Source organism: Glutamicibacter sp. NPDC087583 (assembly GCF_044743685.1).
Classification (GTDB): domain Bacteria; phylum Actinomycetota; class Actinomycetes; order Actinomycetales; family Micrococcaceae; genus Glutamicibacter.
The window spans coordinates 213,596-228,316 of sequence record NZ_JBIUWY010000004.1; the positions used below are offsets into that span (position 1 = coordinate 213,596).

The window sequence follows — 14,721 nt, forward strand, 5'->3', positions numbered from 1 at the left end:
GAGTCGCGGGCAGCACTTGAGTTATTTCCGAAGGCTTGGCCTGTTTGGGACGTGCCCCTATGCACCGGGCGCGAACTGGATGCGAACGCGGCTCGATGTTGCAGGTCGAGACGGGGCAGCGGATGCCCTCGTTGCCAACTCGCAGGCATCAGTGCCGCAGCAGCTAGAACTCTTCAGCGTCAACCTTGGCCGGAGCATCTGCTGCATCGCTGCTCAAAATCAACCGCCGTTCCAAACGGGTGAGATTTCCCGGCGAAGGATCAAGTCGTGCTGGTTCCAAGGCGGCCGCTAATGCCGCGCCAACCGCTTCCTCGTCCAAGTTCATTCCCACGGCGACCAGCGCGTCATTGGCCGGATCGCTGTGGGCCGCTGCTTTCGCGAAATGGATCTGCCGCCCGACCATGTTGACCAGGAAGCGCTGCGCGCCGCGATCGGTGCGCAGCTTCACATGCCCCTTGAGCCGGTAGGCCGCAGCAGGCGGGTGCTCCAGCAGGTCCAAGATGGCACCCGGATCCGCGGCCTCGGGGCAGCGCACCGTCACCGCGTTGGCGTGCGAAGCATGCTCGTGGTCGTGGTGCGGGCGGGAGGCAGCCGCCAACGGCAACTCGTCGATCGGGTCTTCGTTCAGGGCGATGTCGAAGACCAGCTCGGGGTCTATGGCGGCGTGCGACGCCGGGATGATGGCAACGTGCGGGTTGATTTCGCGGATCCGTCCGCTGATCCTGGCCAGGACCGCGTCGCGGTGTTCCGGGGCAATGCGGTCCAGCTTGTTGACCACCGCCATGCTGGTGGCGCTGAAGCGGGCCGGGGCCATCGCCGCGGTATCCACGGTGTGCTCATGCTCCACCGCGTCGATCACGTCGATGATGCCGCCGAAGCGTACCCCGTGGGCCTTGCCGAAACGCAGCAGCCGATCCACGTTCAGCGGGTCGGCCGCGCCGCTGGCCTCCACGATGATGGCATCCAGGCGCAGCTTCGGCTGGCCCAGCTTCTCCAGCAGCTCGTCCAGGCCGCTGCTATCGGACAGGCAGCAAACGCAGCCGCCGGCAATGGATTCGGCCGCATCGATCTGGCCGGTGATCAGCCCGGTATCCACGTTGACCTTGCCGATGTCGTTGATGATGACCCCGACGCGGGTACCCGGGCGGGTCAGCAAGCGGTTGAGCAGGCTGGTCTTGCCTGCACCCAGATATCCGGTGAGCACGATGACAGGGATCAATGCCGGCTCCTTTTCACTTCGACAAGCGGGCCGAATCCATTCTCCTTGCAGGGCCAACCGTTGCCGCGTGCTGACACGCCTGCCAGAAGATGGTTACCAGGAAGGCAAAACCGGAATCGGGCCATCGGCCTCGATATGCCGGGCCTGGCCGCGGGCCAGCCATTCGATCAAGCCTTCGCGGTCCGAGCGCACCTTCAGCGCGCCATCGCCGATGACCCATTCGTCGCCCTCTTCGGTCACCAGCGTCATGCCCGGAGCGTTCTTCACGCGCATAGTCCGCACGGCGGCCTCGACGGCGTTCTCCTGGGAATCCGGATCGGCTTCCTCGATGGTCCACGCGGTATCCAGATCATGGTGGTGGATGACCACCTCTGAGATGCGCAGGGCCACGATGGAGGTCGCCGGAATGATCTTGCCGTGAAGGTCCACCTCTTCCACGGCCAGTTCGCCGCTGAGCCGTTCGCACTGCTCGGCGAAGTATGCGGCGGCGTCCTGGAACTTCTTGACCAGTTCCTCGCGCGGCAGGGCCGCCAGCTCGTCGATCTCCGCGTCGCGGGCCTCGCGCGAGGCGTAGAGCTCCTGCGGTTCTCCGCTGGTGGCCCAGTCGATGAGCTTGACCAGGCTCCGGCCGTTGGAGGCCAAGTGCGCAATGACCTGCGCCCGGCTCCAGCCTTCGCACAGCGAGGCGGCGGCCATTTCTTCGGTGGACAGGGTTTCGATCGTGGCCGACATCATCGCGGTTTCGCGGTTGAGTCGTGACAGGTCCGAGTGCAAACGAGCAGTATTGATCATGAAGTCACCCTACCAACGCGGGCGCTCCAGCAGTACGGGTTACGCCATAGATATCGAAAGCGACTCGATTCATATCCGCGCCGTGCGGGCCCTGGCGGTGCCTGGCTGCGACGGCAGGAAGCTGTCCAGCAGAACACGTGCCAGGCATGCTTCTTCAGGAACCAGCAGCCACGTAGCCTAGGGGGAGAAGCAAACGACCAGGAAAGCAGTCCGATGGCGAAGAAAAAGAAGAAGCAGAAGCCCAAGCAGGGGCATCCGGCACGCCTGCAAGAGGGCGTCGTCTCCCTGGACCGGGTGAAGGTGGGGCGCGGCCTGGACGCGCTCACGCCGCAGTTCGTACGCTGGTTCTCCGAGAACCGCGATGACCCAGAACTGGCCCTGATGGTCCTTGCCGCAGTGCGCGAAACCCTGGGCATCTACGCCGAAGTCGTCGGCCTGGACAAGGTTACCGATTTTGATCCGCCCAAACTGCTGGCAGTGCTCAGCTCGATGATTGAATTCGAAGAGGCCGAGAATCCCGATGCCGCCGATAATGGGCTGGGAACCATGATCTATATGGCCTGGGCGGATTACGTCGAGTTCTTGCGCGATGCCGGTCTGTGGGAGCGCGAGGCCGAAAGCCTGGAGTGGTTCCGGAAGTCGCTGGAAGCCCAGGATCCATTCGCCGGTGATGACGGCATCGATGAAAACGATGAAATTGACGAGATCATGGCATCTGACGAGGCCTCTCAAGCGGCCCTGGCTGAAATCGCCGCCATGCGGATCAGCAAGCTGGGCCGTGCCTTCTTGGCTTGGACCCTCACCGAGGGCAAGAATCTGTGGGCCAGCTTGCCGGCGTCTGAATTCTTGGAAACGGCCGCAATAGCGCTCGCCGACCAGCTGCCTCCGGAAGTCCACGAATCGCGCAGGGGCCTGATGGTTGCGGTCGTGCTCTCGGCACTGGAATCGGTCAGCGCCATCAAGCTGCCCGAACAGGGCAAGCCGGAGCGCGGCGTGACGTACGAAGACATCATGCAGCATGAAGACGCCGACTCCTTCGAGCCGAACTTCTACTTCATCCAGGCCTGCCTGGACTCGTTGCTGGAAAAGCCGGAAGGCGGCGATGACGCCAGCCTTGAAGCCTGGGGGCTGGCAGCGTTCTGGATCGTCGAGGGGATCGAAGGCAACCCGCATCGCGTGGCTGACCCGCGAGATGATCAATGGTCGCCAAAGGTATGGGAAACCGCGCATGTGCGCATGCATGAACTGCGCGTACTTGGCCTTATCGAAGATGGCGAAGCGTACTCGGTGCCCACTATCGTCCGCCTGGCGATTACCGACGTTGAACAGGACCTGCTCGATGAGGATGAATTCGACGACACTGATCTCGACGCGATGTTCGGGCCGGACGATGACGAGCCGAAACGCCTGAAGCGCGAAACACCGTATACCGGCAAGGTGCTGCAGCTGAAGCTGACCCTCAAGGACGCCAAGCCGCCGATCTGGCGTCGCGTGCTGGTGCCCATGGACCTGAACCTTGGCGACCTGCACGACATCATCCAAGCGAGCTTCGACTGGTACGACGGGCACCTGCACAGCTTCTACGAGGGTGGCTTCGGCGGCACTTCATATGGTCCAGAGATTGACGACATGGACTACCAGAAGAACGAAGCGGAAACCCTGGTTTCCTCGTTGCTGCAGAAGGAAAAAGACCGCCTGGATTACCTGTACGACTTCGGGGACAACTGGGAAGTGCGCATCGACGTCGAGAAGATCCTGGATGCCGATGGCGGCCAGCTGCCGCGATGCACCGGCGGCCGGCGCATGGCTCCGATGGAGGACAGCGGCGGGATCGGTGGCTGGGAAGCCAAGCTGGATATTCTCGATGATCCGACGGACCCGGAGTACGAGGAAGTGCAAGACTGGCTTTCGAACTTCGGTTACGAAGAGGAATACGAGATCGATCCGGCGTATTTCAACAAGGACGAAGTCAATGCCCACCTGGAGTTCGAGTTCTAGGCGGCTGATTCAAGCCAGTGAAAATGCCCGTGGGTTGCCAAACTTTCAAACTTGGCAACCCACGGGCATTTTTGGTTTTCGGCTGGTTGGCCCTCTGGCCTAGTCGTCGTCTAGCGCGGCTCCATGCGGCGTCGCTCCGCCTTCATCGGTCCAGTCCTGGCCAACTTCATCATTCAAAGCAGGGTCGGAAATGGTATCGGGCTCTTCGGCCTCTGCCTTGTGCAGTCGGGCTTCAGGGTTGTTCTCGCTCATAAATCCATCCCTCTCGTTGCTTGGAATGCCAACCTAGCAAGAACCGCTGGGCATCAGAAGCTGCAGAACCCGCTTTTCAGGAACCCCTAAGGTAAACGTCAGCGCGCTTGGCTCGGGGCCACAGTCGATGCACGGATAACGAGCTTGGGAGTGAAAACGAATTGCTCGCGGACCGCTTGATCGCCCGCTTCTGCTTCGCGCAGCAAGACGTCGACAGCGGTTCGCCCGATTTCTTCTGCTGGCTGGCGCACGGTGGTAATCGGGATGACGGCCGACTCGGCGAAGTCGATATTGTCGTATCCCACCAGAGCAATATCCTCGGGAACACTGAGTTCGCCGGACATCACCAGGGCCTGCAGTATGCCCAACGCGAGCAGGTCGTTGGCCGCAAAGATCCCGTCGGGGCGCTGTGCAGGATCCATGGCAAGAATACGCTCTCCGGCTGCCCGTCCTTCCAGCACAGTCAGGTTCTTGGTAGGCATGTGCTCCAGCACGGCATCCGGGGCTTGGGCCAATACCGATTGGGCTCCCGTTAATCGGTGCTGGACCTGTTCGATGCTCTGCGGTCCGCCGACGAAGGTGATCCGCTTTCTGCCAATGTCCAGCAGGTGCCGTACGGCAATTCTTCCGCCTTCCACATCGTCCACGGAGACCGATGAAAAGCTGCGGTCGCCACTTCCGCGGTCCACCAGCACCACTGGCGTGCCCGCTTCGCGGATCCGCCAGAGCCGGCTCAAGTCGCTGTGCAAGGGGGAGATGAGTACTCCGGCGACGCGTTGCTCTTCGAAGAGATCCAGCAGTTGCTGTTCGGTGCTCAGGGAATTGTCGCTGGCTCCCATCAGCACGGTGTAGCCGTTGTCCAAGGCACGATGCTGGGCGCCCTGGGTGACGTCCATGAAGAACGGGTTGCGTGCATCGAGGACGACGAGCCCGAAGCTCCGGCTGCGGCCGGCACGCAGTTGCCTGGCCGCATCGTTGCGGACAAAGCCGAGCTTCTCGATGGCTGCGGTGACCTTGGAAACGGTGTGTTCGGAAACAACCTGGGGCCGGTTGAGCACGTTGGAGACGGTGCCTACGGAAACGCCCGCCTCGGCGGCAACTTCCTTGACGCTGACGGCCACAGAGCTTTCCTGTTCTTCGGTGAGTTGTTCTTCTGCGAGTATAACTGGCGCACGGATGGGAACTGGAATCCCAACAGCTTTTTGAAAGGATTCAAAAGAATGCGGCATTCGATCGACCGACCGCTTGCAATTCAAGTGTGACCTGCTCTACACTCGAATTTCGAAGCGATTGAAACGATTCATTTTTGTGCAAAGCGAATCGGATCGCACAGTTTTGCCCACCCAGTTCCAGCGCTCCGGAAGAGTAGTACGATGCGAGTTTGCTTTCAATTGCAGGTCAATCCCGACCTGATCGACGAGTATGTGTCGCGCCACCGGGAAGTGTGGCCGCAGATGCTCCAAGCCATCGAAGAAGCCGGGCGTCGCAACTACTCACTCTTTCTGCGCGAGGACGGGTTGCTGATCGGCTATTACGAAACCGATGACGACAGCGCTGCCCAGGCCGCCTTGGACTCCGACCCGCGCACCGCAGCGTGGGAAGCGGAAATGAGCCGATTCTTCCTCAGCCTGGGCGGCCGGCCAGATCAGCAAGCGCCGCGTCTGCGCGAGGTCTTCAATCTCGAAAACCAGCTGGCCGCACTTGCCGCATCCCAGCAGTAGTAGCCCGCAGAATTACTAGAAATGGAGAGTTCCATGAGCTCGAAGCTGAGCCCTGAGCACCTGCAAATCCTTGACCGCCTTGCCATCGAAGTCCCTTCCTGGGCCTATGGAAATTCGGGCACCCGCTTCAAGGTCTATTCGACCCCCGGGACCCCGCGCGATCCCTTCGAAAAAATCGCCGATGCGGCTGAAGTCAACCGATTGACCGGACTGGCTCCCTCGGTGGCCCTGCACATTCCGTGGGACAAGGTCGAGGACTTCACCGTGCTGCGCGAGCATGCAGAAGGCCTGGGCGTCAGCCTCGGAACCATCAATTCGAATACCTTCCAGGATGACGATTACAAGTTCGGCGCCTTGACCCATGAGGATCCGAAGATCCGCCGCAAGGCAATCGACCACCACCTCGAATGCATCGACGTAATGGATGCCACCGGAAGCCAGGACCTGAAAATCTGGCTGGCAGAGGGCTCGAACTATCCAGGCCAAGCGGATATGCGCGGGCGCCAGGACCGGCTAGGCGATTCGCTGGCCGAAATATATGCGCGGCTTTCCGGAGACCAGCGCCTGGTGCTGGAGTACAAGTTCTTCGAACCGTCCTTCTACCACACCGACGTGCCCGACTGGGGAACGTCCTATGCCCAGGTTGCGGCCTTGGGGGATCGGGCCATGGTTTGCCTGGACACCGGGCACCATGCGCCAGGCACCAATATCGAGTTCATCGTGATGCAGCTGCTGCGGCTTGGCAAGCTCGGATCCTTCGACTTCAATTCCCGCTTCTACGCGGATGACGACTTGATCGTTGGCTCGGCAGACCCGTATCAGCTGTTCCGCATCATGGCCGAGGTGATCCGCGGTGGCGGACTGGACCAGGACACGCCTGTGGCCTTCATGCTCGATCAGTGCCACAACGTGGAGAACAAGATCCTGGGCCAGATCAGAAGCGTCCAGAACGTGCAGGAAATGACGGCCCGGGCGTTGCTGATCGACCGCGTAGCGCTGACTGAAGCACAGATTTCCGGTGATGTCCTGGCCGCCAACGAGATCTTCATGGATGCCTTCTACACCGACGTGCGGGCCGACCTGGAAGCATGGCGCGCAACGCGCGGCCTGCCAGCCGATCCGATGCAGGCCTTCCGCACCTCCGATTACCAGAGCCGAATCGAAGCATCGCGCGCTGGTGGCGTGCAAGCAGGATGGGGAGCCTGATCATGAACACCGCAGCAAAGAAGCGCGGCATCTCCGGGTGGAAAGCCACCATTGCCGTAGCCATGAGCAATTACATAGAAGCCGGAGCCATCATTGCGCTGGCCACCAGCCTCAGCCTGTGGCAGGGCGCGTTCGGATTCGACGACGCGCTGGTCGGTGTCATCGCTGCCGTGTCGGCCAACGCGTTCGGCGCGGCCCTGGGTGCACTGATCGGCGGACCGCTCTGCGACCGTCTGGGCCGCAAGTTCATCTATACCTACGACCTGATCGTGTTCATGGTCGGCGCCCTGATGATCACCTTCTCCTCCGGTACGAGCCTGCTGATCATCGGCGTGGTCCTCATGGGCATTGCCGTGGGCGCAGGCGTTCCAGCCTCCTGGACCTACATTGCCGAGGAGGCTCCGCAGGAATCGCGTGCTGCGCACGTGGGCACCGCTCAGCTGGCGTGGTCGATTGGCCCAGCCATCGGTTTCGCGCTGGCGATCCTGGTTGAGCCTTGGGGCGTGAACGGCTCCCGGGCAATCTTCTTCCATCTTTTCCTGATCGCCGCTGTCACTTGGTGGGTCCGCCGCGGATTGCCCGAGTCCAGGAGGTGGAAGGAGCAACGTGCCGCGGAAACGGCTGCTGGCGTGAAAGCCTCGTTCTTCTCCGGCATGCGCGGGCTGCTGGCCGACCGCCGCAACTGGAGCGCGCTCTTCTTCCTGCTCGGCGTCTATGGGCTATGGAATACCGTGGCAGGGCAGGCTGGCATTTTCCAGCCTCGCGTCTATGCTGCCGCTGGCGTTGAATCCGCTACCCAGCAGAACCTGCTCCAGGTGCTGGTCTGGGTGCTGACCGCCGCCGCAACCTATTTCGGATTCATGAAATACGGAGACCAGGTCTCGCGGCGTTGGCTCTACTTCGGTGGCGCCCTGCTGGGTGTTGCGGCCTGGACCGTGCTGATCTTCGCTCCTCCAGGTGCCTTCTCCCTGCTGTTCTACGCAGTGGCCTGGGGCATCTCGGCGGGTATCGGCGCGCAGGCTTTCTACGGGCTATGGACCGCGGAGCTCTTCGCCACGCGCTACCGCGCCAGTGCACAGGGCGTGCTGTTCATGCTTGCCCGGGTGCTTGTCGGCCTGCTCTCGTTGGTGTTCCCGGTACTGCTCACCAACCTGGGCTTGGAAAAGCTTGGCCTCCTGATCATCGGCCTGCTGGTCGTCGCGTTGCTGATCGGCACCATTTGGGCGCCGGAAACGCGAGGCAAGTCGCTGGAAGAGATCGAACTGGAGCGCTATGGATATGAAACCAGGGCCACCAAAGTCGACGCCTGAGAACCACTGCCCCCATGCACATTAACGAGTCGGAAGACAAGAACACCATGAGCAACACCATCGCGACACGCACCACCGCACAGGAACTGATTCAACGATCCAACCGGTTGGGTGCAGACAAGAAGAACACCAACTACGCCGGTGGAAACACCTCGGCCAAGGGCACCGCGAAAGACCCGGTCACCGGTGAGCAAATTGAGCTGCTCTGGGTCAAGGGATCGGGCGGGGACCTCGGCACGTTGACCGAAAAGGGGCTGTCGACCCTGCGCCTGGACCGCATGCGCTCGCTGGTGGACGCCTACCCGGGCGTGGAGCGCGAAGACGAGATGGTCGCGGCCTTCGATTACTGCCTGCACGGCAAGGGAGGCGCCGCGCCATCCATTGATACCGCAATGCATGGGCTGGTCAACGCAAACCACGTCGACCACTTGCACCCGGACTCCGGCATTGCCATTGCCACTGCCAAGGACGGCCGGGAGCTGACCGCAAGGATCTTCGGCGACAAGGTGGCTTGGGTTGACTGGCGCCGCCCCGGATTCCAGCTGGGACTGGATATTGCCGCGATCAAGGACGCCAATCCGCAAGCCGTGGGCTGCATCCTCGGCGGCCATGGCATCACCGCCTGGGGAGATACCTCCCAGGAATCCGAGTCCAACTCGCTGTGGATCATCGACACCGCCGCTGCCTACCTTGACGAGCACGGCGCACCGGAGCCCTTCGGTCCTGTGGTTCCCGGATTCGAGCCGCTGGACGAGGAGGAGCGCCGGACCCGCGCCGCCGCATTGGCCCCGAGCATCCGCGGCCTGGCCAGCACCGACAAGCCCATGGTGGGGCACTTCAGCGATGACCAGCGAGTCCTGGATTTCCTCTCGCGCCAGAAGCTGGCGCAGCTGGCGGCCCTGGGCACCAGCTGCCCGGACCACTTCCTGCGCACCAAGATCAAGCCGATGGTGCTGGATCTTCCCGCTACCGCAGGCGTATCGGAGCAGATCGCTCGCCTGGAAGAACTGCATGCGCAGTACCGTGCTGACTACCAGGCCTACTACGAGGCCCACAAGGACCTGGACTCTCCGGCGATGCGCGGGGCCGACCCGCTGATCGTGCTGGTCCCGGGCGTCGGCATGTTCTCCTATGGGGCGAATAAGCAGACCGCACGGGTCGCTGGCGAGTTCTACCTGAATGCCATCAACGTCATGCGCGGCGCCGAAGCGGTCTCCAGCTATACGCCGATTTCCGATGCCGAGAAGTTCCGCATTGAATACTGGGCGCTGGAGGAAGCCAAGCTGCAGCGCATGCCCAAGCCCAAGTCCCATGCCGGGCGCATCGCCCTGGTCACCGGTGCCGCGTCGGGCATCGGCAAGGCCGTGGCGCAGCGGCTGGCAACCGAGGGAGCCTGCGTGGTCATCGCAGACCTGGATCTGGACAAGGCGCAGGCCGCCGCGGCGGAGCTGGGCACCGCAGATGTGGCCGTTGGCGTCGCCGCCAACGTGGCCGATGCGCACGCCGTGCAACGTGCCATCGATGAGGCGGTGCTGGCATTTGGCGGATTGGACCTGGTGGTGAACAACGCGGGCCTCTCGCTTTCGAAGCCCTTGCTGGAAACCACCGAGGCCGACTGGGACCTGCAGCATGATGTGATGGCCAAGGGATCGTTCCTGGTTTCCAAGGCCGCGGCCAAGGTGCTGATCGAGCAGAAGCTCGGCGGCGATATCATCTATATTTCCTCCAAGAACTCGGTCTTCGCAGGTCCGAACAATATTGCCTACTCGGCCACGAAGGCCGACCAGGCGCATCAGGTGCGCTTGCTGGCCGTGGAATTGGGCGAGCATGGCGTGCGCGTGAACGGCATCAACCCCGATGGCGTAGTGCGCGGCTCCGGGATCTTCGCCTCGGGCTGGGGTGCCCAGCGTGCGGCGACCTATGGCGTGGCAGAGGAGGATCTGGGGCAGTTCTACGCAAATCGCACGATCCTGAAGCGCGAGGTCATCCCGGAGAACATTGCCGATGCCGTGTTCGTGCTGACCGGGCCGGAACTGACCCGGACCACCGGATTGCACATTCCGGTGGATTCCGGAGTGGCGGCAGCCTTCCTGCGATGAGCAAGCAAGCAGAGAGCGCGCCGGTCGCAGCTATCGACCTCGGCGCCACCAGCGGACGTGTCATGATCGGCCAGATGGTGGACGGAAAGCTCCAGCTCACTGCCGTCCACCGTTTCGCCAACGGACCGGTTCCGCTGTCGAGCCTGGAACCAGGGGCGCGGGAAGATGCGCTGGCCTGGGATATCGATGAGCTCTGGGCGCAAATTCGCCACGGCCTCTCGCTGGCTTTCGCGCAGCGCGGGGATATCGCCAGCATCGGGGTGGACTCCTGGGCGGTGGACTATGCGTTGCTCAAGGACGGCAAGCGCCTGGGAGAAGTGCGGCATTACCGGGATCCGCGCAATGAGCGCGCGGTTGCTGCGCTGGAACAGAAATTCAGCCGGCGCGAGTTGTTTGCACGCAATGGGCTGCAATTCCTTCCGTTCAACACCGTGTACCAGCTGCAAGCCGAGAAGTTGGAAAACCGGTTGGCGGACGCCGAGGCGCTGCTGCTGGTTCCCGACTATTTCAACTGGATGCTCACAGGGCATCGGCGCAGCGAGTGGACGAACGCTTCCACTACCGGGTTGCTGAACCACAGCACCGGTACATGGGACGAGGATCTGGTTGCTGAACTGGGGCTTTCGGGAAAGGTCGCGCAGCTAGTGCACCCTGGCCAGCCGGTGGGCGCACTGCTGCCCGAGCTGGCTGCGGAATTCGGTGCCAGCCACGAAGTCCAGGTAGTGGCGGTCGCTTCCCATGACACGGCCAGCGCAGTGGTTGCGACCCCGCTCTCCAGCGGGAAATCCGCCTATATCTCTTGCGGAACGTGGGGATTGGTTGGTGTGGAGCTGGACCGCCCGGTACTCACCGAGCAAGCGCATCAAGCGGGATTCACCAACGAGCTGGGGCTGGATTCCAGTGTCCGGTTCCTGAAGAACGTCGCCGGAACCTTTCTGCTCAGCGAGTCGATCCGCCAATGGAACGACGACGCGGAAGCCGCCGGAAGGGAAGAAACCAGCTTGGAGCAGCTCCTTGCCGAGGCCGCGGAATTGCCTGTTCCGCAGGTGCTGATCGATCCTCAAAGCGAGCGGTTCCTGGCTCCTGGCCAGATGGCCCAGCGCATCTGCGATGCGGTGGAAGCCGCCGGCGGACAGCGCCCGTGCTCACCTGCCGAAGTGATCAGGGTGGTCGTCGAGTCGCTGGCTCAGAGTTTCGCCCGCCAAGCTGCAGAAGCCGCGCGGTTGGGTGGATTCGAGCTGGAGAACATCCATATTGTCGGAGGCGGCTCGCAAGGCCAGCTGCTGTGCCAGCGCACTGCAGACCATGCGCGCGTGCCGGTCATTTCCGGACCCGTGGAATGCACCGCCCTGGGCAACGTGCTCGTGCAGTTGCAAGCGGCTATGCCTGCGGGCCGTGATGCATTGAACCTGCGCGACGTCGTGCGCGACTCGGTGCCGCTAGGCGCCTACGCCCCGTCGCAGGCCCTGAAGCTGGCCTAGATCCGTGTGGGATATCTAGGCCGTCGTTGACCCTCCAGCCCGATGGGGCTGGAGGGTCGAACTTTTTACACCTTGCGCTGCACGAATACCACGGCATCCTCCAGGGTCGCCGAATTGCCATCGGGACCGATGATGGTGCGTTCGCGGACCTCGGCGCACAGCACCTCCCACTGCGCCGGATCCAGAGCCAAAGCTTCCAGTTCCTCTTCGGGGCTGGGGAACACGGGCATCTGGTGATCGGGCTTGCTGGCGAAGGACGGCATCGATGCATGGGACAGGGCCAGCAGGTGGCCGCCGGGTGCGACCAGGGTCGCTGCCGTGCGCAGGAAGCTGGCGCGAGGGAATTCAAAGGGTGCCTGGAAGAAGCTCAAGGTCACCAGGTCGAAGGTTTCCCCGGTATTCCACGCAGCCAGATCCGAGGCGATGAAGCGGGTCTGCCCCGCGTCCAGACCGTGCTTGGCCGCTTCTTCCTGCGCGCGCTTCACCGCGGTGGGCGAGATGTCGACCCCGGTAGCCTTCCAGCCATGGGTGGCCAGCCACAGCGCATCGCCTCCCTCCCCGCAGCCGATATCCAGCGACGTGCCGGGGGCCAGCGGGGCGACAAGGTTCTCGATGACCTGGTTGACCTTGCCTGACCAGACCCGCTCGGACTGGCCGTAGTGGTTCTCCCAGAAGGCGACATCATCATGTTCTTTGGTGTGGTGTTCGTGGTGGTGGCTCATTTTCGTTGTTCCCCATTCGTCAGTAAGGCCGTTGTTATCGACCCTACTGACGATCGACCCCATGCGCGATCAGTTTTGCGCCAGAGGCAAGAATCGCTGCTCCTACCTTGCACTGACCTTGCCGAAGAGCCGGGCAATGGATGCGAGGATCATTGGCCGGCAGGCCAGCCAGGCGCCGGCGATTACGAGCAGCGAGAGCGCGAAGAAGAGCAGTCCGGTCCAGTTATCCGCGTACGCGGCTGGATCCGTGGAACCCTGGGCCGCGTACATGTGGTTCAGGTTGCGCAGCGCCCCGGTGGAGAACACCAGGATCACGTGCACGAGGATGAACACAGCGAAGTACAGCATGGTTGGGAAGTGCAGCGCGCGGGCAACCTCGATCGGGTACTTCGCGGTCAGTGCTGGCATGTTCTTCGGCCAGAAGGCGCTGAGCCGGAAGCCGGTGATCGCCGCGACCGGGGCCGCGATGAACACGGTGGTGAAGTAGGCCAGCTGCTGCAGCGAGTTGTAATTCACCCAGCCGTTTTCGGTGGGCCAATCCAGCGTCAGGTACTGCAAGGCCGCCGAAATCGCGTTGGGGAAGACCTCCCACGACGTCGGGACGATGCGCATCCAGTGGCCTGTGGCGAACAGCAGCACGAGGAACACCAGGCCATTGATGATCCACAGCAGGTCAAGACCCTGATGCAGCCAGAGGTTGATGCTCACCTTCGGGCTGCGCTTCGAGGACCAATAGGCAGGCGGCTTCTTCTGGTGCCTGACCAGCATGCCAGAACGGATGATCAGGACCATCAGGAAGAAGTTGAAGAAGTGGTTCCATGCCAGCCAGCCAGGGAACCCGAGAGGTGCCGAGTCCGGCAGGTGGTACTCACCCGGGTAGCGTTCCATGAATGACTCCACGGCATCGATGCCGGCAATGCCGCGGGCAACGAGCACCACGGCAGTGGCGATGCCCAAGGCGCAGAATGCGCCAAGGATTCCAGCCAGCACCCACTGCTTGGTCGTCAGCGGGCCATGCTTGGCCGCTTCTTTCTTGCTCTTCGCCGCTGCCTGGGGTGCCGGCTTGCTCGCGCGCCCGGGGGTCAGCGCGTTACTTGCCGCGGCTGCTGGCGCGGCAGGTTCCTGCGCACCCATGCGGGTACGGGCAGAAGCAGCCTGCACCTCGGCGGCCGCAGGCTCCGAGACCAGCGCGGCGCCGGATGCCTGGCCCACCGGATCCGCGGGTGCTGCCTCTGCCCTCGGCGGGATGGCCGGTGCGGCCTGGGCCTGGGCAGCTTCCGCAACCGGTGCCGGCGGGAGCGCAGGCGCTGGAGCCGCTGGAGCTGCGGCAACAACGGGAGCTGCCACGAATGAACTTGGCGGCCACGGTTCTGCACCGGCGGTGCGCGGCAGGCCACGGCGAACTGCTGGTGCCCCGGCACTGGAAACCGCTGTGGCCGAGGCGGTACCCGCGGTGGCAACTGGTTCGGGGGCCGCCGGCGCTGATTCAGCTACCGGTTCGGCAACCGGTTCGCCAACTAGCTCGGCAACCGGCTCAGGTGCTGGTGCAGCGGAAGCGTTCTGCGATGCGGCTGGAGCGTTCGCGGCGACCGGCGTTCCCGCAGGCGGCCACGGCCCGCCGCCGGCAACCCGTGGCAGGCCCTGGCGAAGAAGCCCGGCAACCGCGCCCTGATCTGCAACAGGTTCCGCGGCCGGTGCGCTGGCTGCGGAACTAGCAGATGCTTGGCCAGGCGTTGGTTCCGCAGGCACCGACGGGCCAACGGGCTGGTCGAGAACTGGTTCTGCAGCATCCTCGACCGCGCTAGGCCCTGCCGGGACCGCGGCGCCTGCAGCGGGAGCGAACAGCTCGGCTGGCGGCCAGGGATCGCCGCCGGCCACGCGCGGCAGCCCCTGGCGGATGGATTGGTTTGGTGCGTTCATG

The 14,721-nt window shown here is 63.1% G+C and carries 13 protein-coding genes; 7 read left to right on the forward strand and 6 right to left on the reverse strand.

Features of this window, described 5'->3' with window-relative positions; genetic code table 11:
* Positions 1-163: 163 nt before the first annotated feature.
* A complete protein-coding gene (locus ACIOU9_RS12485; protein WP_133833868.1) occupies positions 164-1,219 on the reverse strand; it encodes a GTP-binding protein in 1,056 nt (351 codons plus the stop codon).
* A gap of 93 nt (positions 1,220-1,312) precedes the next feature.
* Complete coding sequence (locus ACIOU9_RS12490) at positions 1,313-2,011, reverse strand: maleylpyruvate isomerase family mycothiol-dependent enzyme (protein ID WP_105656504.1); 699 nt, start codon at positions 2,009-2,011, stop codon at positions 1,313-1,315.
* Here ACIOU9_RS12490 and ACIOU9_RS12495 point away from each other — a divergent pair.
* Complete coding sequence (locus ACIOU9_RS12495) at positions 2,010-2,192, forward strand: hypothetical protein (RefSeq protein ID WP_388024788.1); 183 nt, start codon at positions 2,010-2,012, stop codon at positions 2,190-2,192. The genes ACIOU9_RS12490 and ACIOU9_RS12495 overlap by 2 nt on opposite strands.
* A gap of 32 nt (positions 2,193-2,224) precedes the next feature.
* Positions 2,225-4,009: a plasmid pRiA4b ORF-3 family protein gene (locus ACIOU9_RS12500; RefSeq protein WP_105656503.1), complete on the forward strand. Its 1,785-nt coding sequence runs from the start codon at positions 2,225-2,227 to the stop codon at positions 4,007-4,009.
* A 99-nt stretch (positions 4,010-4,108) separates the two neighbouring features.
* On the opposite strand, the gene ACIOU9_RS12505 is transcribed toward ACIOU9_RS12500, so the two are convergent.
* Positions 4,109-4,261, reverse strand: coding sequence for a hypothetical protein (locus ACIOU9_RS12505; protein ID WP_166650735.1), 153 nt, complete (start codon positions 4,259-4,261; stop codon positions 4,109-4,111).
* Between the two features lie 98 nt (positions 4,262-4,359).
* Entirely contained in the window at positions 4,360-5,382 is a 1,023-nt protein-coding gene (locus ACIOU9_RS12510; RefSeq protein ID WP_208294242.1) for a LacI family DNA-binding transcriptional regulator, read from the reverse strand.
* 252 nt (positions 5,383-5,634) lie between these two features.
* Between ACIOU9_RS12510 and ACIOU9_RS12515 the strand changes: the two genes are divergently transcribed.
* From ACIOU9_RS12515 to ACIOU9_RS12535, 5 genes are read left to right on the forward strand one after another with little or no spacing between them, the layout of a single operon-like run.
* Positions 5,635-5,982, forward strand: a complete 348-nt coding sequence (locus ACIOU9_RS12515) for an L-rhamnose mutarotase (protein ID WP_105656501.1) — start codon at positions 5,635-5,637, stop codon at positions 5,980-5,982.
* Between the two features lie 33 nt (positions 5,983-6,015).
* Entirely contained in the window at positions 6,016-7,188 is a 1,173-nt protein-coding gene (rhaI, locus tag ACIOU9_RS12520) for an L-rhamnose isomerase (RefSeq protein ID WP_105656500.1), read from the forward strand.
* A 2-nt stretch (positions 7,189-7,190) separates the two neighbouring features.
* Positions 7,191-8,498, forward strand: coding sequence for an MFS transporter (locus tag ACIOU9_RS12525; protein WP_208294243.1), 1,308 nt, complete (start codon positions 7,191-7,193; stop codon positions 8,496-8,498).
* Positions 8,499-8,545: 47 nt separating this feature from the next.
* Positions 8,546-10,597, forward strand: coding sequence for a bifunctional aldolase/short-chain dehydrogenase (locus ACIOU9_RS12530; RefSeq protein ID WP_402697174.1), 2,052 nt, complete (start codon positions 8,546-8,548; stop codon positions 10,595-10,597).
* Entirely contained in the window at positions 10,594-12,078 is a 1,485-nt protein-coding gene (locus ACIOU9_RS12535) for a rhamnulokinase family protein (protein WP_402697097.1), read from the forward strand. Before ACIOU9_RS12530 ends, ACIOU9_RS12535 begins: the two co-directional genes overlap by 4 nt.
* Positions 12,079-12,143: 65 nt before the next feature.
* Here ACIOU9_RS12535 and ACIOU9_RS12540 read toward each other — a convergent pair whose 3' ends face one another.
* Together ACIOU9_RS12540 and ACIOU9_RS12545 are read right to left on the reverse strand one after the other, a co-directional pair.
* Positions 12,144-12,800 carry a class I SAM-dependent methyltransferase gene (locus tag ACIOU9_RS12540; RefSeq protein ID WP_402697099.1) on the reverse strand — a complete coding sequence of 219 codons (657 nt, stop codon included), beginning with the start codon at positions 12,798-12,800 and terminating at the stop codon, positions 12,144-12,146.
* 102 nt (positions 12,801-12,902) lie between these two features.
* The gene (locus tag ACIOU9_RS12545) at positions 12,903-14,720 is read right to left on the reverse strand and encodes a cytochrome b/b6 domain-containing protein (RefSeq protein WP_402697100.1); all 1,818 of its coding nucleotides are present in this window, start codon (positions 14,718-14,720) and stop codon (positions 12,903-12,905) included.
* Position 14,721: the final 1 nt, after the last annotated feature.